22 protein-coding genes and 1 other annotated feature are annotated in these 25144 nt (G+C 38.6%); of the genes, 11 read left to right on the forward strand and 11 right to left on the reverse strand.

Annotated features, from left to right (window positions below):
• A partial coding sequence (locus MUN42_RS07850) for an albumin-binding GA domain-containing protein (RefSeq protein WP_243344158.1) occupies positions 1–1713 on the reverse strand: 1713 nt, incomplete at its 3' end.
• Positions 1714–2525: 812 nt separating this feature from the next.
• Here MUN42_RS07850 and MUN42_RS07855 point away from each other — a divergent pair.
• Positions 2526–3545 (forward strand): albumin-binding GA domain-containing protein, encoded by a 1020-nt coding sequence (locus MUN42_RS07855; RefSeq protein ID WP_243344160.1) that lies wholly within the window; start codon positions 2526–2528, stop codon positions 3543–3545.
• Between the two features lie 636 nt (positions 3546–4181).
• On the opposite strand, the gene MUN42_RS07860 is transcribed toward MUN42_RS07855, so the two are convergent.
• The 3 genes from MUN42_RS07860 to uvrB all read right to left on the reverse strand — a co-directional run bounded on the left by MUN42_RS07860 (position 4182) and on the right by uvrB (position 9840).
• The gene (locus MUN42_RS07860; RefSeq protein WP_243344161.1) at positions 4182–4607 is read right to left on the reverse strand and encodes an Rrf2 family transcriptional regulator; all 426 of its coding nucleotides are present in this window, start codon (positions 4605–4607) and stop codon (positions 4182–4184) included.
• Between the two features lie 452 nt (positions 4608–5059).
• On the reverse strand, positions 5060–7873 hold the full coding sequence (uvrA, locus tag MUN42_RS07865) for an excinuclease ABC subunit UvrA (RefSeq protein ID WP_243344162.1): 2814 nt from the start codon (positions 7871–7873) through the stop codon (positions 5060–5062).
• A complete protein-coding gene (uvrB, locus tag MUN42_RS07870; RefSeq protein WP_243344163.1) occupies positions 7870–9840 on the reverse strand; it encodes an excinuclease ABC subunit UvrB in 1971 nt (656 codons plus the stop codon). The genes uvrA and uvrB overlap by 4 nt, the downstream gene beginning before the upstream one ends.
• A 193-nt stretch (positions 9841–10033) precedes the next feature.
• Between uvrB and MUN42_RS07875 the strand changes: the two genes are divergently transcribed.
• The 3 genes from MUN42_RS07875 to MUN42_RS07885 are packed head-to-tail and all read left to right on the forward strand — an operon-like array spanning position 10034 to position 12401.
• Positions 10034–10342, forward strand: a complete 309-nt coding sequence (locus MUN42_RS07875; RefSeq protein ID WP_243344164.1) for a metalloregulator ArsR/SmtB family transcription factor — start codon at positions 10034–10036, stop codon at positions 10340–10342.
• Positions 10339–10563, forward strand: coding sequence for a heavy metal-associated domain-containing protein (locus MUN42_RS07880; protein ID WP_243344165.1), 225 nt, complete (start codon positions 10339–10341; stop codon positions 10561–10563). The genes MUN42_RS07875 and MUN42_RS07880 overlap by 4 nt, the downstream gene beginning before the upstream one ends.
• 2 nt (positions 10564–10565) lie before the next feature.
• A complete protein-coding gene (locus MUN42_RS07885; protein WP_243344166.1) occupies positions 10566–12401 on the forward strand; it encodes a heavy metal translocating P-type ATPase in 1836 nt (611 codons plus the stop codon).
• Positions 12402–12411: 10 nt separating this feature from the next.
• Here MUN42_RS07885 and MUN42_RS07890 read toward each other — a convergent pair whose 3' ends face one another.
• The 4 genes from MUN42_RS07890 to MUN42_RS07905 all read right to left on the reverse strand — a co-directional run bounded on the left by MUN42_RS07890 (position 12412) and on the right by MUN42_RS07905 (position 15935).
• Positions 12412–13197 carry an alpha/beta hydrolase gene (locus tag MUN42_RS07890; protein ID WP_243344167.1) on the reverse strand — a complete coding sequence of 262 codons (786 nt, stop codon included), beginning with the start codon at positions 13195–13197 and terminating at the stop codon, positions 12412–12414.
• Between the two features lie 148 nt (positions 13198–13345).
• The gene (gene feoB / locus MUN42_RS07895; RefSeq protein WP_243344168.1) at positions 13346–15493 is read right to left on the reverse strand and encodes a ferrous iron transport protein B; all 2148 of its coding nucleotides are present in this window, start codon (positions 15491–15493) and stop codon (positions 13346–13348) included.
• Positions 15490–15717: a ferrous iron transport protein A gene (locus MUN42_RS07900; RefSeq protein WP_243344169.1), complete on the reverse strand. Its 228-nt coding sequence runs from the start codon at positions 15715–15717 to the stop codon at positions 15490–15492. Before MUN42_RS07900 ends, feoB begins: the two co-directional genes overlap by 4 nt.
• On the reverse strand, positions 15714–15935 hold the full coding sequence (locus tag MUN42_RS07905; protein WP_243344170.1) for a FeoA family protein: 222 nt from the start codon (positions 15933–15935) through the stop codon (positions 15714–15716). The genes MUN42_RS07900 and MUN42_RS07905 overlap by 4 nt, the downstream gene beginning before the upstream one ends.
• 215 nt (positions 15936–16150) lie before the next feature.
• Here MUN42_RS07905 and MUN42_RS07910 point away from each other — a divergent pair, with 215 nt between their 5' ends.
• From MUN42_RS07910 to MUN42_RS07920, 3 genes are read left to right on the forward strand one after another with little or no spacing between them, the layout of a single operon-like run.
• Positions 16151–17164, forward strand: a complete 1014-nt coding sequence (locus tag MUN42_RS07910; RefSeq protein WP_243344171.1) for a beta-eliminating lyase-related protein — start codon at positions 16151–16153, stop codon at positions 17162–17164.
• Between the two features lies 1 nt (position 17165).
• Entirely contained in the window at positions 17166–17531 is a 366-nt protein-coding gene (locus MUN42_RS07915; protein ID WP_243344172.1) for a hypothetical protein, read from the forward strand.
• A complete protein-coding gene (locus MUN42_RS07920) occupies positions 17512–19302 on the forward strand; it encodes an acyltransferase family protein (RefSeq protein ID WP_243344173.1) in 1791 nt (596 codons plus the stop codon). Before MUN42_RS07915 ends, MUN42_RS07920 begins: the two co-directional genes overlap by 20 nt.
• Before the next feature lie 59 nt (positions 19303–19361).
• Here MUN42_RS07920 and MUN42_RS07925 read toward each other — a convergent pair whose 3' ends face one another.
• From MUN42_RS07925 to MUN42_RS07935, 3 genes are read right to left on the reverse strand one after another with little or no spacing between them, the layout of a single operon-like run.
• The gene (locus MUN42_RS07925) at positions 19362–19946 is read right to left on the reverse strand and encodes a DJ-1 family glyoxalase III (RefSeq protein ID WP_243344174.1); all 585 of its coding nucleotides are present in this window, start codon (positions 19944–19946) and stop codon (positions 19362–19364) included.
• A gap of 10 nt (positions 19947–19956) precedes the next feature.
• Positions 19957–20439, reverse strand: coding sequence for a 23S rRNA (pseudouridine(1915)-N(3))-methyltransferase RlmH (rlmH, locus tag MUN42_RS07930; protein ID WP_243344175.1), 483 nt, complete (start codon positions 20437–20439; stop codon positions 19957–19959).
• Complete coding sequence (locus tag MUN42_RS07935; RefSeq protein WP_243344176.1) at positions 20440–20835, reverse strand: ATP cone domain-containing protein; 396 nt, start codon at positions 20833–20835, stop codon at positions 20440–20442.
• A gap of 199 nt (positions 20836–21034) precedes the next feature.
• Positions 21035–21283: a binding site (T-box leader), on the forward strand.
• Between the two features lie 54 nt (positions 21284–21337).
• Between MUN42_RS07935 and MUN42_RS07940 the strand changes: the two genes are divergently transcribed.
• From MUN42_RS07940 to MUN42_RS07955, 4 genes are read left to right on the forward strand one after another with little or no spacing between them, the layout of a single operon-like run.
• Positions 21338–22492 (forward strand): ABC transporter substrate-binding protein, encoded by a 1155-nt coding sequence (locus MUN42_RS07940; RefSeq protein WP_243344177.1) that lies wholly within the window; start codon positions 21338–21340, stop codon positions 22490–22492.
• A 12-nt stretch (positions 22493–22504) separates the two neighbouring features.
• Complete coding sequence (locus MUN42_RS07945; protein ID WP_243344178.1) at positions 22505–23392, forward strand: branched-chain amino acid ABC transporter permease; 888 nt, start codon at positions 22505–22507, stop codon at positions 23390–23392.
• A gap of 1 nt (position 23393) precedes the next feature.
• Positions 23394–24386: a branched-chain amino acid ABC transporter permease gene (locus tag MUN42_RS07950; protein WP_243344179.1), complete on the forward strand. Its 993-nt coding sequence runs from the start codon at positions 23394–23396 to the stop codon at positions 24384–24386.
• Positions 24361–25140: an ABC transporter ATP-binding protein gene (locus MUN42_RS07955; RefSeq protein WP_243344180.1), complete on the forward strand. Its 780-nt coding sequence runs from the start codon at positions 24361–24363 to the stop codon at positions 25138–25140. Before MUN42_RS07950 ends, MUN42_RS07955 begins: the two co-directional genes overlap by 26 nt.
• Positions 25141–25144 lie beyond the last annotated feature (4 nt).

Genomic DNA, 25144 nt, shown 5'->3' on the forward strand with positions numbered 1-25144 from the left:
GAAGTCATCTTCTTCTGCTGAAGTTACTACACTGTCTGTATGTGCTCCTATAACTTCCTTAACGTATGCTTCTATTCCTTCTATTGTATTAGCTTTGTCTATATATTTTGCATAGAAATCAGATTCTATTCCTGCTGCTTTTAGAGCTTTTTTGGCTTTTTCTTTTGCTTCTTCTAGCTTTCTAGATGCTTCTAATTTTTCTGCATATTCGCTTTGATAATCTAAGTTCTCTGGAATATCACCTACACTACCTTCATATGGTGCTTTGTCTGCTTCTGTTGCTTCGTGAGATGCTATTACTTCTTTTACATATGCTTCTAAGCCTTCTATTGTTTTTGCACTGTCTATATATTTATCGAAGTAATCTGATTCTATTCCTGCTTCATCTAAGGCTTTTTTTGCTTCTTCTTTAGCTGCTTCTAGTTTTCTAGTTGCTTCTAATTTTTCTGCATATTCGCTTTGATAATCTAAGTTATCTGGAATGTCACCTATACTACCTTCATATGGTGCTTTGTCTTCTTCTGTATAAACATATGTTAGACCTTTATCTGTTGCTTCTACATCAAAGTTTCCATATGTTTCTTTGAATGTATTTGCTGTTGCTACTGAAGCTTGTTCCATTGCTTCCCAGTTTGTCCATGTTTCTGTTTGAAGTTCTTTTAGTTCTTTTCCATCTTTATCTCTTAGAACATATCTTACTATATATTCTTCTGTTTCTTCTAGATTTCTAGATGCTTCTAATTTTTCTGCATATTCTTTTTGATAATCTAAGTTATCTGGAATATCACCTATACTCTCTTCATATGGTGCTTTGTCTTTTTCAACAACTAAGAAATATGTTTGTGTTCCTTCCATTAATGTTAGTGTACCATTATTTGTTGTTATTTGCTTAGCATATGTTGCTAAAGATGGTGGTAATTCTACATCTTCCATTACTATGTGATAACCCGTATTTGTAGTTATGCTATATTCATATTGATTATTTTCTGATTTTTCACTTACGAAAGAAAACCAATTTTGAGCTTCAATTGTTTTTTCCAGTTCTACTCCACTTTGGCTTAAATCTATATTAGTTTGTTCAATTTCTTCACTAGTTAGGCGTTCTATTTTGCCGTTTTCTTTTCTTTCATATACAACTATTTTTCCAATTACTTCTTTTTCATCTGGAGTATCTGAAAGAGATTGATCCCCTGTATCAGTAGGCTCAGCTAATTTTTCTTCGCTTGCTTTTTTAGCTTCTTCTACTATAGCTTCTAATGTGTCAAAATCATTAGCATCATTTACTCTATCAATGAATTCAGTTGCTTTATCACCTAATCCTAATTCATTAATTTTTGCTATAGCAATTTCCTTAGATTTTGCAAGATATATATTATCAGCTTCCTCTGTTGTTGTTTCTACAGTATCGGTGCTAACAGTTGGTACAGGAGTGGTCTCTGGACCTGTAACGCCTGTATTCAAATTTTCAGATTTTTCGTTTTCTTCGCCACTACCTAAATTTTTTTCTTCAAATTCTTCAGGAGTTTCCGCTGATTCATCAGTTATATTCGCTGCTGGTTCTTCTTCTGCAAATGCTACTGGTTCGCTAGAGAATATTAGGAATCCTAACATACATGATACTAGTCCAATAGATAGCTTTCTGGTTGCATATTTGGGTTTTCTATTAGATGATTTTTCTTTTTTTTGTTTTATTAATTCTAAATATTTATCCATTTCCTCTCCTAGTAATATTATTTCTCTGTTTTCTAGTTTTCGTGAGGTAGTGTATATTATTGGATACAATTAATAATAAACACTATCAGTTTGTTTTAATTGATTAGCTATTATTTGGCTTTATAAGCAAGTCTTTCTAGGTATTTTATTTTTGAATTTTATATTACCCCCCCCCCCCCCGTTACAATTATTTATATATGGAGAATATTTTTACAAATAAAATTGTAACGTACAACTTTTCTACATAATACCATATTATAATTAATAAATCAAGTAATCTTATTGGTATTATGGTACTTTTATATGTTAGGATAACTTTTGTTATATATATTAGTTTTGCCTATTTGTAAGAATCCCGTGTCCCATATGATATCCTATTTAAAAGTATAAGCTTTTCTAGTGTTATTTTCTATAATTATACTTGTTTTTCTTCCTATCTTAGGTCACTTATTGATATGCCCCTAAGGGTATATTCGAGTTCTTGTTGGAATTTGGTGCAGAAATTCTTTATTAGACAGGTACAGGATTATTCTTAGGGCATAGTCAGTCGATATGTTTAGTTGCATAAGCGATTTTCCCTTACTTATTTGTCTAGTAGCAGATTTAAATCTACAATTTACAAAAAAACAAACTTATTTTAGATAAATTGGCTTTTTTAAGGTAATAAGTCTAAATGTATAAAAAATATCATAATACAGTATTGAATTATTTGTTGAAATAAGATATGATTATAGTAAATAGGTGGGGACTAGAATCTTTACCTTATTTGAGTTGTATTACTAACAATAAAATAAAATTAAAGAGGAGTTATTATGACTAACAAAGAAAATTTGAAAAAGGTAATTGAAAAAAAAGAAGTTGAAAATTCTAACAAAAATCCTAAATATGCAACTAGAAAACTTTCTGTAGGTTTAGTATCTTGTATGCTAGGATATGCACTTCTAGTATCACCTACTGAGGTAAAGGCAGAAGAAGACATTAATGCAGAAACAACAACAGAAGAAGACAAAGCACCATATGAAGGTAGTGTAGGTGATATTCCAGATAACTTAGATTATCAAAGTGAATATGCAGAAAAATTAGAAGCATCTAGAAAGCTAGAAGCAGCGAAAGAAAAAGCAAAAAAAGCTCTAAAAGCAGCAGGAATAGAATCAGATTTCTATGCAAAATATATAGACAAAGCTAATACAATAGAAGGAATAGAAGCTTACGTTAAGGAAGTTATAGGAGCACATACAGACAGTGTAGTAACTTCAGCAGAAGAAGATGAAGATGACTTTAGCTACGCAGATCTAACAAGTGGTTCAGAAGATTCAGAGAACATCGTAGTAGGAGAAGGCGGAAATGACACAAGCTACCAAGATCTAACAAGCGGTTCAGAAGATTCAGAGAACATCGTAGTAGGAGAAGGCGGAGAAGATACAAGCTACCAAGACCTAACAAGCGGTTCAGAAGATTCAGAGAACATCGTAGTAGGAGAAGGCGGAGAAGATACAAGCTACCAAGACCTAACAGACAATCCAGGCAATGCTATAGAAATAAAAGATTCTATAACAGTTACTCATGAAGATGGAACAAAAACTGTAATTACTGCAGATGATGACAAAGCAAGAGAAACCATTGCAAAAAATCCTGAAAAAGTTAAATCAATGGTGGAAGATGTAAAAGAAGACACAAAGGCAACTAAAGAAGATACTAGCAAAACTGAAACTAAAAAGGTTGCAGTAGCTAAATCAAACAACCCTAAGACAGGTGTTGTAGGATCTATCGGAGTAGCAAGCATCTTAGCAGCAGCTTCAGCAGGTCTAGCAGTTAGCAAGAAAAGAAAATAATAGATAGATTATCTTAATCTATTAGGACAATTAATTTTATAAAATATTGATACCGGAGTTAGTTAATAGCTCCGGTATTTTTATTTTCCTATAAATATTTATATATTATTTAATTTGTTTTGTAAGCTCCTTTATAAAAGAATTATCAAAATAGTACAAAAATGACAACATGCTATTAGGATGTGATAGACCAATATGTCATAAAGCAAACTGTCTTAAAATACCATAAAACATAGAAATAATGCCCATACCACCATCCACACCAGAAATGAACCCAAATAAATATGCAACCAGATAAGATCTATTGGTTTTAAGAATGAACTCTTTAATTCATTATCTGATGTAGTGAATAAGTTATGCTAGACAATAAACAATTTAACGAAAGAAATGGTTAGGAGCATTACTGATAGAGATTGGTTATTATGTTCTGATTTAGATAGGTTTTAGTATTAAAAGTAATTTAGGAAAAATTATGAAGATTTTATGTCTAAATTTACAGAAGTTATTTTAAAATTATATTTGCCTATCACTTTTGGTATATGGATAGTGGTTAGATGGCTTGTTTATGTGGAAAACCCCTAGTTTCGGGATAATATTAATCCGTCTGCTAGGGGCTTTATTTTTTGTATGGTATTATTAACTTTTTAATAATTCGCCTGTCTGTTTGGTTTTGAGGTCGTGGATAGATACTCCCTTGAGAGTATTTTCGAATTCTTCTTGAAATTTGAGGTAGAAAGACCTAATTGGACAGGTATCGTATGCTTTGAGAGAGCAGTTGTGTTTGTCATCTAAGCATTGGTTGATGTTCATAGTTGGCTCCATGATATTAAATACTTCGAAGAGGGAGATCTCTGTTGGGTCTTTGATTAGACGGTAGCCTCCGTCCTTTCCTCTAACTATTTCTACTATACCAGCCTTGTTCATTCTTCTAAGGATACGCATGATAAAGTTTTGGTCTGTAGCAGTATTCTCGGCTATTTGTTCACTTGTAACAAGGTCGTCTTGCTTAGAGAGGTAAATGATTATTCTAAGGGCATAGTCGGTTGATATGTTTAGTTGCATTATTTTTTCCTTTCTATGGTTTATCCTTGAATATTTTATTTATCTTTGTTATTTATTTGCTTTTTAGTAATGGTTAACAATTTATATTTTTAATATATCTCTAAGTTATTATTTTTGCAAGGGATTTGCAAAAAAATTATAGAAATTATATAGGGCGAAGGGACTGTTGGAGAATGAATAAATCGTCGCAAAATCCTTAGAAACCTCCACGAGCCGGCAGGCTAGCCTCATCGAGCCGGCAGGCTAGCCTCATCGAGCCAGCGAGCTTGCCTCATAGAGCCGGCGGGCTTGCCTCCAATTGTCTAAGAGAATCTTATAAGGATGGGACGATGTTTATTTATGGTTTTGCACCAGGTCCTGGTAGGGGAGTTTTTGTGGCCGGATGGTTCATTTCCCCTGTTTAATTCGGTGGGGCTAGGTTCTGGCAGATGGTAATTTTTAATATTTTCTTTTTAGAGTAGGTTTTTGAGGTATTGGCCTGTGTAGGAAGTTTTGGTTGTAGCTATTTGTTCTGGTGTCCCTGTTGCTACGACGTTTCCTCCTCCGTCTCCTCCTTCTGGTCCTAGGTCTATGATGTAGTCTGAGACTTTGATTACGTCTAGGTTGTGTTCTATGATGACTACGGTGTTGTTTTGGTCTACGAGTCTGTTTAAGACTTCGATTAGTTTGTGGACGTCTGCTGTGTGGAGGCCTGTGGTTGGTTCGTCTAGGATGTAGAGAGTTTGGCCTGTGGAGACCTTGGCAAGTTCTGTGGCGAGTTTGACTCTTTGGGCTTCTCCTCCTGATAGTTCGGTGGATGGTTGGCCTATTTTGATGTAGCCAAGGCCTACATCGTAGAGGGTTTGGAGTTTTCTCACTATGGTAGGATGGTTTTGGAAGAATTCTATGCCTTCTTCTACTGTCATATCGAGGATGTCGGATATGTCCTTGCCCTTGTATTTTACTTCGAGGGTCTCTCTGTTGTATCTCTTGCCATGGCAGACTTCGCATGGGACGTAGACATCAGGGAGGAACATCATGTCGACCTTGATAGTTCCATCTCCCTTGCAGGCTTCGCACCTACCACCCTTGACGTTGAAGGAGAATCTACCCTTGTCGTAGCCCTTCATCTTAGCTTCGTTGGTCATGGCAAAGACATCTCTTATGGAGTCGAAGACCTTGGTGTAGGTGGCAGGGTTAGATCTTGGAGTCCTGCCTATAGGGGATTGGTCTATGGCTATGACCTTGTCTATTTGGTCAAGTCCTAGGATATCGTCATGGTCTCCCGGTCTTATCCTCGCCCTGTTTATGGTCTTGGTGGCTTGCTTGTAGAGGATTTCGTTGACTAGTGAGGACTTGCCTGAGCCTGACACTCCTGTTACTGTGGTGAGTGTGCCTAATGGAATCTTGACGTCTATGTTTTTGAGGTTGTTGACCCTAGCCCCCTTTATCTCTATGAAGGTATCGGATGTGCGTCTTTCCTTGGGTACTGGGATTTGTTTCTTGCCTGAGAGGTAGGCTCCTGTGATGGACTCTGGGGTCTTGATGATATCATCTAGGCTACCGGCTGCTACTATCTCTCCCCCATTTATTCCGGCTCTTGGGCCAATGTCTACTAGGTAGTCGGCTGCCCTCATGGTGTCTTCGTCATGCTCTACTATGATGAGGGTGTTGCCTATGTCGGTTAGGTTTCTTAGGGATTTGATTAGCTTATCATTGTCCCTTTGGTGAAGGCCAATGGAAGGCTCATCGAGGACGTAGGATACTCCTACAAGGCCTGATCCTATCTGGGTAGCAAGTCTTATTCTCTGGCTCTCCCCACCTGATAGGGTACCTGCTGACCTGTTTAGGGTTAGGTAGTCAAGGCCCACGTCCTTGAGGAAGCTTAGTCTGGCCTTGATTTCTCTGATGATAAGTTCTGCTATCTGGGCCTTCATTGGAGATAATTCGAGCTTGTCAAAGAAGTCTACGGACTTGGCTACGGAGAGCCTAGTTAGCTCTGCTATGTTTACTCCTCCTACCTTGATGGCAAGGACTTCGTCTTTTAGTCTATCCCCATGGCAGGTGTGGCATTCAATCTCGCTAAGGTATTGGCCGAGTCTTTTCTTTTGGGAGTCGGATGATGCTCTGTTGAACCTATCGGATATGTTTCTGATAGCTCCTTCAAACTTGCCCTTGTATTTCTTGCGACCAGAGTAACGGGAATCGAAGGTTACGGCTATATCATAGTCAGTTCCATAGAGGATATCGTGGATTAATTCCTCTGGTGCCTCCTTGAGGGGGGTGTCATAGTCGAAGTCGTAGTGATCGGATAGGGCTCTTATGATTTCGTAGTAGTAGGTTCTCTTGGATGCTGTGGCATAGGGGTCGATAGCCCCTTGGTTTATGGATAGCTTGTAGTTGGGGATGATGAGGTCCTTGTCTGCCTCTAGGTGAAAGCCAAGACCGTTACAGTCTGGGCACATACCAAGGGGAGAGTTGAAGGAGAACATATTTGGGGTGATTTCTGGCAGGGATACGTGGCCATCAGGGCAGGCGAGTCTTGATGAGAGGAGTATGTCTTCTCCGTCTATAACGTTGACTATGAGCTGACCATCTGCGAGGCCTAGGGCTGTTTCTATGGAGTCAGCCAGTCTTGAGTCGATACCTTCCTTGATGACTATCCTATCTACTAGGACTGATATGTCGTGTTTTTGGTTCTTGTTGAGGTCAATGTCTTCGTCTAGGTCGTATCTGTCTCCATCTATCATGACTCTGACATAGCCTTGTTTTTGGATGTTGGCTAGGGCCTTTTTGTGGGTGCCCTTCTTGCCTCGGATGACTGGGGCTAGGATTTGAATCCTAGTCTTATCTTCTAATTCCTTAATTCTATCTACCATTTGATCTATGGTTTGGGCCTCTATAGGCTTGCCACAGACTGGGCAGTAGGCATCGCCAATCCTTGCAAAGAGGAGTCTATAGTAATCGTAGATTTCGGTAACAGTGGCTACAGTAGATCTAGGGTTCCTGTTGGTTGTTTTTTGGTCGATAGATATAGATGGGGATAGGCCCTCTATGGAGTCGACATCAGGCTTGTCAATGTTACCTAGGAATTGCCTAGCGTAGGATGAGAGGGACTCTACGTATTTTCTCTGTCCTTCTGCATAGATGGTATCAAAGGCAAGGGTGGACTTGCCTGAACCCGATAAGCCTGTGAATACTATCATCTTGTCACGAGGGAGGGTTAGGTCGATGTTTTTTAAGTTGTTGGTCCTAGCTCCCTTTATAACTATCTTATGTTCTGTCAATTTATATCGCCTCCAAAGTCTTTTTTCATCTTGGCTATTTGGTCACGCAGGTTGGCTGCTCTCTCGAAGTCCAATTCTTCAGCTGCCTTATACATTTCGCTTTCCATGTTGATGAGGATAGCTCCTAGGTCTTCCTTACTAAATTCTTGGACTTCTTCTTGGTCGTTTTTCTTGGTGATTTGGATTATCTCTGCTACGTCTTTTTTGATGGTGGTAGGGGTTATGCCGTTTTTTTGGTTGTAGGCTGTTTGGATGGACCTACGGCGGCCTGTTTCGTCTATGGCCTTTTGCATGGATTTGGTTATCCTATCGCCGTACATGATTACCCTACCCTCTGAGTTTCTCGCTGCTCTTCCTATGGTTTGGATGAGGGAGGTCTCAGACCTTAAGAAGCCTTCCTTGTCTGCATCGAGGATTGCTATGAGGGATACTTCTGGTATGTCTAAGCCCTCACGAAGGAGGTTGATACCGACTAGGACATCAAATTCTCCCAGTCTTAGCTCTCTAATTATTTCGCTTCTCTCGATGGTCTTTACATCAGAGTGGAGGTATCTCACCTTGATACCTGCTTCTGTTAGGTAGGTGGTGAGGTCTTCTGCCATACGCTTGGTGAGGGTTGTGACCAAGATCCTATCCCCCCTATCTATGGTTTTGTGGATTTCTTCTATTAGGTCATCAATTTGGTTCTCTGTTGGTCTAACCTCGATAGTTGGGTCTAGGAGGCCTGTTGGTCTTATGATTTGCTCTACAAGATTGCCAGAGGTCTTTTCCATCTCGTAAGGACCAGGGGTGGCTGATACGTAGATGGCTTGGTTGATAAGGCCCTCGAATTCGTCAAACTTGAGAGGCCTATTGTCTAAGGCTGATGGTAGTCTAAAGCCATAGTCTACTAGGTTTTGTTTCCTTGACCTATCTCCCTCATACATACCTCCTACTTGGGGAATGGTAACGTGGGATTCGTCTACCATGAGTATGAAGTCGTCTGGGAAGTAGTCAATTAGGGTGTAGGGACGGGACCCAGGCTCTCTTTGGCTTAGGTGTCTGGAGTAGTTTTCTATACCAGAGCAGTAGCCGATTTCCTTAAGCATTTCAAGGTCGTACTTGGTTCTTTGTTCAAGTCTTTGGGCCTCTAGGAGCTTATTTTCCTTATTAAAAATATCTAGGGTTTCTTCCAGTTCCTTTTCTATAGTTACTACAGCCTTGTCCACCTTCTCGCTAGATGTAGCGTAGTGGCTGGCAGGGTAGATATAGCCATGGCTTATATGGGATAAGACCTTGCCTGTGAGGGAGTCAAATTCTGAAATCTCTTCAATCTCATCTCCGAAGAATTCTACCCTTATGGCCTTTTGGTCAAAGCCTGCTGGGAAGATGTCTAAGATATCCCCCCTACGTCTGAAGGTCCCCCTAGTGAAGTCGACATCATTTCTTACATATTGGATGTCTATAAGTTTTCTCATAACGTCTTCTGGGGAAATCTCTTGACCAGGACGAAGGGAGACTACCAGGTGCTTGTATTCTATAGGATCACCCAAGCCGTAAATGCAGGATACACTTGCAACGATTATGACATCTTTTCTTTCAAAAAGTGCCATGGTGGCACTGTGGCGCATCTTGTCTATCTCATCGTTCATGGATGAGTCCTTAGCTATGTAGGTATCTGTCGCAGCTACATAGGCTTCTGGTTGGTAGTAGTCGTAATAAGATACGAAGAACTCGACAGCATTTTCTGGGAAAAACTCCTTAAATTCTGTAAAGAGCTGGTAGGCTAGGGTCTTGTTGTGGGCAAGGACTAGGGTAGGCCTTTGGACCTCGCTTATGATATTTGCCATGGTGAAGGTCTTACCAGAGCCTGTAACTCCCCTAAGGATTTGGCTCTTCTTTCCCTCCTTAAGGCCTTGAGATAATTTTTCTATAGCTTGGGGCTGATCACCCGTTGGTTTGTATGATGAATGTAATTTGAATTCCATTAAAACTTCTTTCTTTATATATAAATATATGTTTTATATATACATATATGATTTGTAATTCCTAGTAATCTTGTATTAAAAATATACTAATCTTTGCATCATTTTCAATGTAGGACGATTTTACCAAAAAGTTATTGACAAGGTAAAATTTTTGTTGTAATATATGAATAGCAATTCATATGAGGAGTCATTCATGAGTGAATTTAAAATAAATTTGGAGAGCGAAGTTCTATATGATATGGCAGATTTTTTTAAGGTCTTTGCCGATCCTACTAGGATCAAGATCCTCATTACCCTCTATGGAGGAGAGATTAGTGTCAAGGAGATTGCCCAAAAGCTTGGTATGAGCCATTCAGCCATCTCCCACCAGCTTTCTTATCTTAGGGATAAGGATTTGGTGAGGGCCAGGCGAGATGGTAAAAATATGGTCTACGACCTTGCTGATAGGCATATCAAGATAATTATGGAAACAGGACTTTGCCACATAAAGGAGAAGGTATGAAAAAAAGATTTAAGTTTGAAGGATTAAGGTGCGCTAATTGTGCCAACAAAATAGAAGATAGGATTAAGAACTTAGAGGGTGTCCTCGATGCTAATGTGTCTTACTTTACCCAAAGTATCAAGCTAGAATTGGCAGAAGGGGCTACGCTCGATAGGATAATAGATGAGTCTAACCAAATAGCAGATAAGATAGAGCCAGGTAGCAAGATAGTAAGGAAGTAGCTATGTTTAGGAATATGAGTGAAGAGCATAGGCATAGGCTCTATGAGATAATTATAGTTAGTCTCCTTGCCCTATCTATCTTTCTTATGGGGCGTTTCTTCTTTCTGGGAGATCTCAGGAAGTGGGCCTTCCTCCTTATCTACCTCTATAGTGGTAGGGAGATTCTCTATAGGGCCTTTATGGGGATAGTCCGTAGGTCCTATATGGATGAGAATTTCCTTATGGCACTCGCTACCATAACTGCCTTTTTCCTAGGGGAATACTTTGAGGCTGTCGCCGTTATAATTTTTTATTCTTTTGGCGAGCTATTTGAGGATATGGCAACAGCGAAGTCCAGAGAGGAGATAGCCTCCCTAGTCGACCTAGTGCCAGAGACAGCGAGTGTCATCCTCCCTGATGGGTCTATAGAAGAAAGGGACATCTATGATGTAGAAGTTGGCGATATCCTCCTAGTATGTGAGGGAGAGAAGGTCGGAGTAGATGGCGAGGTCCTAGAAGGAAAGGCCATGGTGGATGCCTCATCCATTACTGGGGAGAGCCTGGGTCAGATAGTAGGGGCAGATGATGAGGTTCTTTCTTCGTCTATAGTAAGTGAAGGGATTATTAAGATAAGGGCTACGAAGGACTATGATTCTTCCTACGCAGCAAAGATAATCGAGCTAATCGAAGATAGTGCAAGCTCTAAGTCCAAGTCTGAGAGATTTGTATCCCGCTTTGCCAGGGTCTATACACCAATAGTGGTAGGTCTTGCCATCCTTATCGCAGTAATTCCACCAGCCTTTATGGATAAGCCCCTCAACTTCTCCCTCTTTAGGGCTGCGACCTTCTTGGTCTTATCATGTCCATGTGCCTTGGTACTGTCAGTTCCCCTATCCTTTATAGCGGGTCTGGGTCAGGCTAGTCGTGAGGGAATTCTTATTAAGGGGAGTGAGTTTTTTGAAAAGCTTGATAAGGCTGATACTTTACTTCTTGATAAGACTGGAACTATAACTACTGGGGACTTTAAGATTGGAAATATCGAAATATATGAAGGCTTTGATAGGGAAAAAGTCCTAAACTATCTGGTGGCCCTTGAGTCCATGTCTTCCCATATTATAGGGAAGGCTATAGTAAGAGAGCTTGATAGAAAGATAAGATCTGACATTTTTAAGTCTTATGAAAATATCCTAGGCTCAGGCATGGTCGGTGTGACCTATGGAGGTACCGAGGTCAAGGTCGGGTCGCCTGCTTTTGTGGGGGCTAAGTCAGGAAATAAGTCAGTCTTTATAAGTATAGGTGGAAGGATAGCTGGTGAGGTCCTTATAGAAGATGAGATAAGAACTAATGTGAGTGAGACTATAGGAAGACTTAAAGAAAGGTTTAAAAATATTGCCATAGTCTCAGGAGACCAAAAGGAAAATGTAGGTAAAATTGCAGAAAAACTTGGCATAGGTAAGTTCTATAGTGAGGTCAAGCCCCATGAGAAGCTTGCCATCATGAGAAAGACCAAGGCAGATGCCAAGGCCCTGGTCTTTGTGGGTGATGGGATAAATGATGGTCCAGTCCTCAAAAATTCTGATGTGGGTATATCCATGGGAGAAACTTCTAGCGATATAGCCATAGATGCCAGTGATGTTTTGATAACTGGCAAAGACTTCTCAAAGCTTGCCACCCTCTTTGATATAACAAGGCTAACCAATAGGACAGTAAGGCAAAATATAACCTTCATCCTAGCAGTAAAGATTCTTATCCTCATCCTAGGCCTTATGGGCTACGCCTCTATGTGGCTGTCTATCTTTGGAGATGTGGGTGTATCTATAATATCCATCCTCTGGGCAATGAGGATACTTAAGAAATAGGGGTTCGCTCCTATTTTTTTATTGTGGATTTTATAAAATTGTAGGTTTGGTCAAAGAGATATAATCTTTTTTCTTCGTTGGTGAAGTTGTGGGCTGTATCCTTTATTTCAATATATCTCGCTTGGGGAAAGGCATTTTGGAGGTCTTCTACATCTGCCCTTCTTATTACCTTGTCCTTTTCTCCCCTAACTATGAGGACTTGACCAGGGTAAGAGCCGGCTAGGTCTAGGATATTATACTTTTTACAATCCTTATAGAGGGCAGTAGAAAGCTTAAGGCCACCTATATCGAGGGACTTGTCAGTCCTTGTAGGATCATTTTCTATCTCCCCTAGCTCCTTTAGGAGTCCGTTGTGGTCCCCATCAAAGTAGACCCCTGGTCCATAGAGGATAAGACCACGAGGATTTAGCTTACTTGCAAGACTTATCCCAGTAGCAGATCCCATGGAGTGGGCCCTAAGGAAGATATTATCACTATCAACAAAGGGCAGACTCTCTGCCAGCTCATAAATCAAAAAACCTTCTTCTATTTGTCTAGTCAAGGTCAGATCAAAGATAGACCCATCACTCTCCCCTGTTGCAGAAAAATCAAACCTCAGAGTCAAAACTCCCCCACTAGTGAGGTACTTGGATTCTTGGATTGACATATAATTAATCCCATTCCTATCATCCAAAAGTCCATGGAAGAAGATTAGCAGAGGATATTTTTTCCCTTGGTCAAAGTCATCGGGAGCATTTAATACTCCCCTCAAGACATCCCCATTTGCTTTAATAATTTCCTTATAAATATATTTCATAAAAACTCCTTAGGGAATTTATACCCCAAGGAGTTAATAATCATTAGACATATATAAGATTAATATAAATCTTGTCAGAGCGTCGATAAACCCGATTTATTAGTGGGTTCGTCGACGCTCTGATCGCCTCCTAGGAGGCGAGAATTTTTTAAGCTATAGATTTTTCAAAGCTTGCTTTTTGCCTATGGGTATCGGCTTTTCTTGTGAGCATGATTATAAGGAAGGCTAGGCTTACAAAGCCTGCTAGTGTAGCTAGGTCGAAGCTTCCGTATAGGAAGAATCTTCCTAGTTGGTAAACTATTAGGGATACTAGGTAGGCAAAGCCCATTTGGTAGGCTATAGTTATCAAAGTCCATTTTCTAGATCCCATCTCCGTTCTGATTGCTCCTACTGCTGCAAAGCATGGCATGCATAGCATATTGAAGATTAGGAAGGAGTAAGCAGCTAGTTGGCTTGGTAGGAGTCCTCCCATAGCTGCAAGTAGGCTTGTTGATTCTTCTGTTACTTCTGATCCTACTCCTAGGACTACTCCCAAGGTTGCTACTACGTTCTCCTTGGCAACAAAGCCTGTGATTGTAGCAACTCCTGCTTCCCACTTATCAAAGCCTAGTGGGGCAAAGATTGGTGCTATGAATGATCCTATTTGACCTAGAATTGATCCTTGACTTTCTCCTTCTACTAGTTGGAGGTTAAAGCTAAAGTTAGATAGGATGTAGATTACTACTGTTGAGAGGAGGATTATTGTACCTGCTCTCTTGATGTAGGCCTTGGTCTTAAAGAGTACATCCCTTAGGACTTGCTTAGGTCTAGGCATATGGTATTCTGGTAGTTCCATGATAAATGGTGCTGGATCTTCTTTTAGTTCCTTAAATTTCTTTAGGATTATGCCTGAAGTTATAATGGCTAGTATTCCTATGATATAAAAGGAGAAGGACATTACAGTTCTATGCTCTGGGAAGAATGCTCCAGCTATTAGGGATATAACAGGAAGTTTTGCTGAGCAAGGCATGAAGGATGCTGTCATTATAGTAATCTTCTTATCTCTTTCTGATTCTATAGTTCTAGATGCTTGGATACCTGGTACTGCACAACCTGTAGCTATCATGGCTGGTATGAATGATTTTCCTGATAGTCCAAATTTTCTAAATAGCCTATCCATAACAAATGCAACTCTTGACATATATCCTATATCTTCAAGGATTGAAAGTAGGGCAAAGAGTACCATCATTTGTGGAATAAATCCTAGGACTGCTCCAACACCTGCTAGTATTCCATCTGTTACAAGTCCTGCTACAAGAGGATTTACATTAATACTATCTAGGAAGTAAGCTGCCCCTGGGATTATTCTCTCTTCAAAGAGTCCGTTGGCAAAGTCTGTGGCTAGGGTTCCTGGTGAGTTTGAATAAACTGATAGGAAGTATACCAAGAACATGACTATTGCAAAGATAGGTAGGCCCCAGATCTTTGATGTAACTACCTTGTCTATCTTGTCAGTTAGGGATTGCTTTGGTGCTGCCTTAGTTAGTACTGAGCTTGTAATTTCTTCTATTGCGTCATACCTAGCTGAGCTTATGATTGATTGGCAGTCATCATCAAAGTATTCTTCGCTTTCTTTTCTAATTTTTGCAATGTTTTTTGAGTCATCTTGGCTAAGTCTATTCCCAGCAAATTTATAAATAAGTTCATTGTCTTCTTCAAAAGCCTTTATGGCAAAAAATCTTGTAAGTCTAGGGCTAACCTTCCCATCAAAACTTGCTTCGATTTCTCTAATATTTTTTTCAAGCTTATTATCAAAGTTAAATGCCTGGCCGACTTTTGGATTTACCTTGAGGATTTCTGCTTTTAATTTGTCTATACCCTTGCCCTTGCTTGCAACTATTTCGATTATAGGTAAGTTTAGGGATTTGCTTAGGGCCTTTACATCGATCTTATCTCCCCTAGCCTCAACTATGTCTGTCATATTTAGGGCTATTATCATTGGGATATTTAATTCCAAGAGCTGACTTGTAAGGTATAGGTTCCTCATCAAATTGGAAGCGTCTACCAAGTTTATAATAAGGTCTGGTCTATCTTCTAATAAATAATTTCTGGCAATAATTTCTTCGCTGGTATATGGTGATAAGGAATAAATTCCTGGTAGGTCTTCGATTATTACTTCCTTGTGTCCCTTAAGTATTCCTTCTTTTTTGTCTACTGTAACTCCAGGCCAGTTTCCTACTCTTTGGTTTGCTCCTGTTAGGGCATTAAAGAGGGTAGTCTTGCCTGAGTTGGGGTTTCCTGCTAGTGCAACTCTCATAATTCTTCTACTCCTATGTGTTTAGCATCGTCTTTTCTTATAGATAGGTCATAGCCTCTGACTCTAAGTTCTATAGGATCGCCTAGTGGGGCGAGTTTAACTACATTAACTTCTGTGTTTTTGGTAAGACCCATATCCATGAGCCTTCTTTTGGTAGGCATATCTCCACTTACCTTAACTATCTTTACAGATGAGCCTACAGATATTTCATTGAGTGTTTTCATCTTATCTCCTTTACATGTATTCTTCTGGCAAGGTCAAAGCTTATCGCTATCCTACTAGAATCCTTGAGGAGGATAAAATTATCCCCGTCCTTCTTGTAGATCTTAAACCTTTGGCCCTTGATAAAGCCAAGGCTTGCAAGATGCTTTCTAATATCTTCCTTGCCCTTGATATCTTCTATCTCTAGTTCGCTTCCTTCATCAAAAAATGTTAGTAACATATTAACTCCATATAAATGCGCATTTATTTTTTAAATATATTTAAATATAACTAAAAATATCTTTCTATATGATAATAATATCACATATTAAAATAATAATCAATATCATTATCAATAAATTTTTATTTTTTCTCTTCTTTCCCCTCCTGGGCAAAATTTTTCATATAGCTTTACTATCTATCGAAATATATTATAATAAATCCTAGAGGTGAAGTATGTATTTTTTTGTAAATGATTATAATTCAATTTGCTATAAAGAAATTTTAGATGCCTTTAGAGATTGTCTAAATGAAAAAAATATAGGCTACGGATTTGATGATCATAGCGAAAAAGCCAGGGTCTTGATAAAGAAGGCTCTAAGAAATAAAGATGTCCTTATAAGGTTTGTGCCAGGTGGGACTAGTGCCAATATCCTAGGCCTTACTTGTGGGATGCGCCAGCAAGATTCGATCCTTGCCCTAGAGTCTGGCCATATCAAGGGTCATGAGGCAGGATCAATCGAAGCTACAGGAGTTAAAATAGAGCTAATTTCTTCTCCTACAGGTAAACTTAGTAGGAAGGACTTGGAAGAAAAACTCTTTGACTTTGACAGCGAATATGTTACCCACCCTAAGAAGGTCTATATATCAAATACAACAGAGCTTGGAGAAGTCTATAAGAAGGAAGAGCTAAGTGAAATCTATGACTTCTGCAAGACTCACGATATGTATTTGTTTATAGACGGAGCAAGGATTGCAGCAGCCCTCGCCAGTGATAAGTGCGACTATGGATTAGCTGATTTAACTTCCTTATGTGATATTTTTTACCTGGGTGGTACTAAGGCAGGCTTTCTCTTTGGCGAGGCCTTAGTTATAGTAAATGATGAGCTAAAGAAGGACTTCCTTAACCTAGAGAAGCAAAAGGGAGCCATGCTCGCCAAGGGCTTTATCTCTGGGATTATGTGGGAGAGGGTATTTTCTGAAGAGGACTTCTACCTAAGAGGATCTAGGAAGGCCTTCGAGATGGCAAAGAAACTTAGCCAGGGCCTAGTTGCTAAGGGCTATGACCTCGCCTATCCCTTCGAGTCCAACCAAGTCTTTGTACTCTTGGATGAAAAAGATCTTAGTCATTGGCAAGAGATTGCTGAATTTGAAATTACTGGAGCTAGGGACGAGAAAAAAATCGCAAGGCTTGTTACTACCTTTAGAACAAGCGAAGAAGATGTAGATGGATTTTTGAGGGAAGTATAGGATGGATTATGATAAATTTATAAAAAATCTTGGCAAAGCTTACTTAGTTATGGTGGCTTTTGCTATTATTTTTCTTTTAAGGGGGAGATCATCTACTGTTAAAGACTATAAGCTAAATGATGATCTGACTTATACTGGTCAAATGGAAAGAAAGAAGTTTCAAGGTCAAGGATCTCTTTTAACCAAAGATGGCCTTTATAAGGGTAATTTTGAAGATGGTCTTATAAAAGGTGATGGAGTTTTTATAGGCGATAATTATTATTATATGAGAAAGGGCAAGGATACCTATATCAAATATAACGACGGTAGGATTTTTGTCAAAGACAAGGATAAGTGGGAGCAAGTAGATGAAAAAAGAGAAAATTAATGGACTAAGTATAATCCGTCTATATGGAATAGGTATAATTTTACTTTATCATATATTTAGGAAATTTCTTCCAGGAGGCTTTATTGGTGTAAATATAATGTTTGTCCTATCTGGCTTTTTGGTAACCTTCCACTTGTTGGGTGAGATTTACGAATCTTCTAGCCTAGACCTAGGAGGCTACTACAAGAAGAGGTTTCTAAGGATTTTCCCTGGACTTTTCTTTATGCTCCTTACGATATCAGTTCTTGCGATTTTTATAAATAAGGACTACACGGTAGATTACTTTGACCAGTTTTTGGCAAGCTTTTCTTTTACTACCAACTACTACGAGATTCTAAGTGGAGGCTCTTATGAGGCCCAATTTGTGGACCACCTCTTTGTCCATACTTGGTTTTTGGCCATAGAGGTCCATTTTTATTTAATCTGGCCCTTGGTCATAAATTTTCTATATAGGCTTATGGGTAAGGCAGAAAATAGAATAAAGACCTTTTCTAATTATTTCTTGCTAATAAATTTGGCTCTCTACGCTCTTACCAGTCTTTTAACAATAGGAATGACCCTTGTAGGAGGTCAGAGGTCCTTTGTCTACTTTTCGGACTTTACTAGGTTTTCTTCATTTTTTATGGGAGCCATGGTGGCTTGCTTTGTAAGGAGGTTCTCCTTTAGGCAAATCCCCTACAAGAAATTTACCTATGGACTAGGAATAATAATCTTACTTATGTCCCTGGGTCTTTCTTATGACAATGACCTAACATATATCTTGGCATTTCCTCTAGTTGATATTATGACTGGCCTTGGCATTCTTACAGCTTATTCCAACAGGAGAAGAAAAGAGCATCCTATGATAAGTAAGGCGGCACGATTTACTTATCCAATCTACCTCATCCACTGGCCTATCTATGTGATAGCATCAGGGCATTTTGGGACATTGACTGCCATAATCCTCACAATCATTGGAAGTAGTATATGGGTTATGATGGAATATTATATCTTTGATCCTCTTTTTGTAGGTAAGAAAGTTAGGATAGCTAGTCTAGGAATCACTTTCGATCCGAAGGCTAAGACTAGAATAGGAACAGTTGCAGTATCTTTTGCCTTTGCCTTTGCAGTGGCAGGAGGAGTGGCTTACGCTAGTGAGGATATGGTTTCTTTGGAGAAGGATATATGGGTTAAGTCATTAAACCACGATATAAGTACTATAAGAAAGGATAAGAAGTCCTTAGATGAGCTTCTAGCAAAAACAGACAAAGAGTTGGAAGGTAAGATATCCCAAATGAATATTACAGCTATAGGAGATTCTATCATTCTTGGTCCTAGTGAGTATCTAGAAGAAAATATCAGTAATTTAAGTATAAATGCCGAAAAATCTCGACAGCTAGAAGTTGGAGCAGAGCTAATAAGGAATATGGAAAATGAAGGCAGACTAGGTGATATAGTAGTTATGGCCCTTGGAACAAATTCAGTAGAAGATCCATATACTAGCCTCAAAAATATAGTAGAGGCTCTACCTGAAGGAAAGAGACTAATCCTCGTTACTTGCTATGATGGAAGGTACCCTAGTCCACATCCTGTAAGTGTAGCTATGGAAAAAATCGCTAAAGAATATGACTTCATTAGCCTAATGGATTGGGAAAAGGAATCCCTTGCCCATCCAGAGTATTACGAGGGTAACGATCAGGTTCACTTCTATGGTCATATGGATGCCTATGATGCCTACAAAAATATGTTAAATGATGCAATAAAGGAAGCTTTACAAAAAAATAGCAAATAAAAATAGCTTCTTGGAGGAGTCTAGAATAATCTAGAGAAACCTGCAAGAAGCTTTTTATATTAAAATTTGAAAGAATAATAGTCCTCTACTCCAGACTGCATAATCTTAGGCTTAAGCTCTTCCTTAGCCTTCTCACCCTTTATGATTTCAACAAGTCTTAGAGCTAGGTAGTTAGTTAGGGCTGCTCCCCTAGATGTTGTAATATTGCCATCTGTTACGACAAATTCATCTTCTACATAGGATCCTACCCTATCCATCTCATCTTTTACTACTGGGTGAGATGTTGCCCTCTTATCCTCTAGGACTCCTGCCTTGTTTAGGACTATTGGACCTGCACAAATAGCTGCAATGATTTTGTCCTTATCATCAAAGTCCTTCACTAGATTTATTACCCTATCATTATCCCTAAGGGCTATGGCCCCGTTGGTACCTCCTGGTATATATACGCCAAAATAATCATCAGGATTTATCTCATCAAACAAGAAATCTGCCTTGTAGGATAGTCCATGGGATGTTACAAGTTCAAGGCTATCTTCTGTAGAAACTAGGTCTACAGGAACATCTGATCTTTTCAAATAATCATAAACTGTCAAGATCTCTATAGTTTCATTTCCATCTGCTACTAGTATCAAAAATTTGTCCATATAAACTCCTTTACTTATGGTATGTACGGTTATTAATTATCATAAAGGCCCTATAAATCTGCTCGGTCAATATAACCCTCATGAGTTGGTGGGGGTAGGTCATCTTGCCAAAGGATAGGGACTTATCGGATCTCTTTAGGACATTTTCACCAAGTCCGTTGGACCCACCTATTACAAAGACCAGGTCCCTGCCAAAGCCATTTACCATCTCATCTTTTATAAGGTCTGCAAAGTCAAGCGAATCCATCTCCCTGCCACCAATCTCTAGGGTTATAACTAGGGAATCATCTTTTATTTTAGATAAGATCCTCTCTCCTTCTTTTTCCTTTACATCACTAAGCTCCTTATATGATAGGTCCTCGGGGGCCTTCTCATCATTAACTTCCACTATCTCAACCTTGCTAAATACAGTAAGCCTTTTGAGGTACTCCCCTATAGCCTGCTTATAAAATTTTTCTTTAATCTTTCCTACACAAATAATCTTTATATTCATCTAGTCCTCTTCTATATAGGATAGGTAGTTTTCATATACAAGATTGTAGCCTTCATCTAGAAGGGCCTCTCCTACAAATTCTTTTATTTCAGAGGTCCTATAAATCTTCCTATCAAGGCCATCAAGTTTCTTAAAAAGATCTACCATAATTATATCTATATCTGAAGAGTTAAGTATTTGCTTGGATGTATGGGTGGCATTTCTAATAGACCTCTCTATCTTAGCTGGGTCATACTCCTCTATATTACCGCTCTTCTTGATAACATATTTTTTGTCATAATCAAGCAAGTCATCAAGGACTTCTATCTCCGTCTTCTTCAATAGATCCTTAAGGTCAGATAGGTCCAAATTATTTTCCTTCAAGTATACAATTATCGTATCACTAAGTTTACTCATAAGCTCCCCCCTAAAATAGTTCCTTAATAATATATACCCAAAGTTGATTGGGAATATTATAAAAATTTTAGATAGATAATTATAATTTTAGGCTAATTGAGTAGGTTTTAATGATTTTTCTAATTGTCGTATCAAAAAAAATATTAATTTTTTTTCATGATTGTATTGACAAATAGATAATTAGGTATATAGTATGAATATAAATGCTAAGAAGTGGAATATTATAAGATACTTCGCCCATATAGAGAGGTATTGGTTGGTGGAAAATGTCGGGACATATCTTAGAACTAGCCACGGAGCAGCGCATTGAAAGATTAGTAGATGTAGCCAGGTACTCCTGTTATAGAGTTATTCATTAAATGAATTGAGAGCATCGTTTGATGAAGAAGAGTGGTACCGCGGAGCAGGTAAAATTTATTTATGATTATAATACCCCTTCGTCTCTTCTACTATTGGTAGAAAAGACGGAGGGTTTTTTCTACCTAAAATTTAGGAGGAAAATATGAAAAAGAAATTTATAATGATGGTAGCTATGGCGAGCGTATTTTTTGCTGGATGTGGCTCTAACGAAAATACTAGCGAAGAAAGTGCAGATAAGGACACAGTAAAAATTGGATCAACCTTCCCAACTACTGGCCAATATTCCAATTATGGAGTTTCTACCCTAAATGGTGTAAAGATGGCTGTTGAAGAAATTAATGCCAATGGTGGTATAGGTGGTAAACAAATAGACTTTGAATCCCTAGATGATAAGGGAGATCTTACTGATACTGTATCAAGCTATCATAAACTTGTAGAAAATGGAGCAGAAGCTATTATAGGAACCAATACATCAGCACCAACCCAAGCAATAGCTGAAGCATCTGTCGCTGATGGAATACCTTTAGTTACACCAACAGGAGCTGATATCAACATAACTGAAGGCAAGGCCAATGTATTTAGGGCTTGCTATACAAATCCATATCTAGGATCTGTTGTTGCAACCTTTGCTAAGGAAACATTAAATGCCAAAACTGCAGCAATCTTACAAAATTCTTCAAGCGATTATTCTACAGGAATAGCCGATGCCTTTGAGGAGAAGGCCAAGGAACTAGGTATAGAAATAGTTGCCAATGAGTCTTATGGGGAAAATGATACAGACTTCAAGGCCCAACTTACAACTATTGCTGGTGCTAAGCCTGATGTCCTATTATTGCCAGAATATTACGAAAAATTATCACTTATAACCCCTCAAGCAAGAGAAGCCAATATAGAGGCTACTTTCTTAGGTGGAGATGGTTGGGATGGTATCCTAAAGACCATGGATGAGTCAAGCTATGATATTATTCAAGATGCTTATTTTGCAAATCATTTTAGTATAGAAGATACTGACCCTGAAGTTAAAAAATTCATAGACACTTATAGGGAAAAATACGGTGAAGACCCTACAGCCTTTTCAGCCCTAGGTTATGATAGTGTTTATATAATCAAAGACGGATTTGAAGCTAGTAAGTCTGATTCAAATGAAGATAGGATAGCTGCTATCAAGGCTATAAATTTCGAGGGTATCACAGGAGATTTCTCATTCGATGAAAATAATAATCCTCAAAAATCAGCTGTAATGATGAAAATAGATGATGGCAAGTATACCTTTGATTCTATAGTTAAACCTAACTAATCGGAGTATATCATGGATTTTATAAGCCAATTGTTTAATGGGCTACAACTGGGTAGTATATATGCCCTAGTAGCCCTAGGCTATACCATGGTCTATGGTATAGCCAAACTAATTAACTTTGCCCATGGTGATATCATTATGGTAGGTGGCTATACAGTATTTTTAGTTATAAATTTACCTATCTTTGATAAGGGATTTCCTCTATGGTTATCTATCTTTCCAACAATAATTGCCTGCACCCTCCTAGGAATTTTAATTGAGAGGGTTGCCTATAAACCCCTTAGAAATTCTTCAAAGATTTCACTTTTGATTACAACTATTGGTGTTTCATTATTTTTGGAAAATTTATTTGTTAAGATATTTACATCATCGGCTAAACCAATACCAGCCTTATTGCCTGATATGTCAGTAAGTTTCTTCGGTATCCACCTATCCTTATCTACCCTTATTACTATTATCGTTACAATAGTCTTAACTAGCTTGTTAAACTTATTTGTAAGCAAAAGCAAGCTTGGCAAGTCCATGCTCGCAGTTAGTGAAGATACTGGAGCTAGTGAGCTAATTGGAATAAATGTAGATAGGGTAATGACTATGACCTTCGCCATCGGATCAGCTCTAGCGGGTATAGCTTCAGTCTTGTATGTATCGACCTATCCACAGATCCAACCCTTTATGGGATCTATGCTTGGTATCAAAGCCTTCACTGCAGCAGTAGTCGGTGGTATAGGTTCTATACCTGGGGCAGTAATTGGTGGACTTATCTTAGGTATAATAGAAATCCTAACCAGGGCTTTTTTATCAAGTGCCTATGCAGATGCTATAGTTTTTCTAATTTTAATAGTGGTTTTGTTAGTTAAGCCAAATGGTTTGTTGGGAAAACTTGAGAAAGAAAAGGTGTGATATGTCTAAGAATAGAAAAATTACTTATTGTGTAACAGGGGCCTTGGTTATTGGATTATTTTTACTTATCCAAGTACTCATTAGCCTAGGTCTAATAAATTCTTATTGGCAAAATATTTTTATCTTAATATGCATCAATATAATTATGGCAACTTCACTTAATATAACAGTCGGTATCCTAGGTCAGATTAACTTGGGCCATGCTGGATTTATGGCATTGGGAGCCTATTCTGCAGGAATATTTTTGAAGACAGGGGTCATAGAAGGATTTCTTGGCTTTATTATAAGCCTTATAATAGGAGGTCTAGTAGCTGGTATAGCAGGATTTTTGATAGGAATACCAGCCCTTAGGCTAAGGGGAGATTACCTGGCTATAGTAACCCTTGCTTTTGGAGAGATAATAAGGGTCTTTATAGAAAATCTATCTATAACAGGAGGAGCTCAGGGCCTTGCTGGCATCCCTACTACAAAGACCTTTTATAAATTTTTCTTTGTAATGGTCTTATTAGTTACTTTGATTTTTACCTATGCATCTAGTAGACATGGAAGGGCAGTCTTATCCATAAGGGATAATGAACTAGCCGCAGAGGCTTGTGGAATAAATGTAACCAAGTACAAGGGCCTAGCCTTTGCCCTATCAGCTGTATTTGCTGGTATTGCTGGTTCTTTGTATGCTCAAAACTTCGGTGTCCTTACAGCTAGTATCTTTAACTACAACAAGTCTTTTGACTACCTAGTTATGGTAGTTCTCGGTGGAATGGGGTCTATGACTGGTGCTATAGTGTCCTCTATTGGACTTACCGTCCTTCCAGAGCTTCTAAGACCACTTGCTGAATGGAGGATGGTAATCTATGCAGTTATACTAATAGTAATGATGATACGTAGGCCACAAGGTCTATTCGGGAGGAGTGAGTTTTCCATTAGGAACTTACTAAATATTGATAGATACAAGAAAGGAGATACTGAATATGCAAGTAAAGCAAGTTGTAAATGAAAATGTACTTGAAGTGAATAATTTGAGCATATCCTTTGGAGGATTAAAATCCATAGATAATATAAGCTTTCAAGTAAAAAATGGCGAATTACTTGGCATAATTGGTCCAAATGGAGCAGGAAAAACCACTCTTTTCAATATGTTATCTGGTATATATACCCCAAGCAAAGGAGAGATTATATTAGATGGTAAAAATATAAATGGTATGGCTCCTGATAAATTATCTAAGCTTGGTATAGCGAGGACCTTCCAAAATATAAGAATTTTTGATAACTTAACTGTTCTAGATAATGTAAAACTTGCTATGAACCAATATATGAATTACGGTCTTGTATCTGGTATGTTTAGGTTTCCAGGATATTGGAAGGAAGAAAATCATGCTAGCCAAGTAGCCAAGGAAATCCTAGACTTCCTTGGTATGAAGAAATACTTTAGGGCCTTTGCAGGTTCTCTATCTTATGGTAACCAAAGGAAGCTTGAAATAGCTAGAGCCCTTGCTACAAATCCCAAGATACTCTTGTTAGATGAGCCAGCAGCCGGGATGAATGATGCTGAAACAGAAGAGCTAGTCGCTTCAATAAAGGCAATAAGGGAAAAAACTGGCGTTTCAATTTTACTTATAGAGCATGATATGAACTTGGTCTTGGGAGTATCGGAAAGACTTATAGTCTTAAATTATGGTAAAATCCTTCACCAAGGAAATCCTAGAGAGGTTATCGAAGACGAACAAGTTATAAAGGCCTACCTGGGTTAGGAGA

The sequence above is a fragment of the Anaerococcus sp. AGMB09787 genome (assembly GCF_022808955.1).
GTDB lineage: Bacteria > Bacillota > Clostridia > Tissierellales > Peptoniphilaceae > Anaerococcus.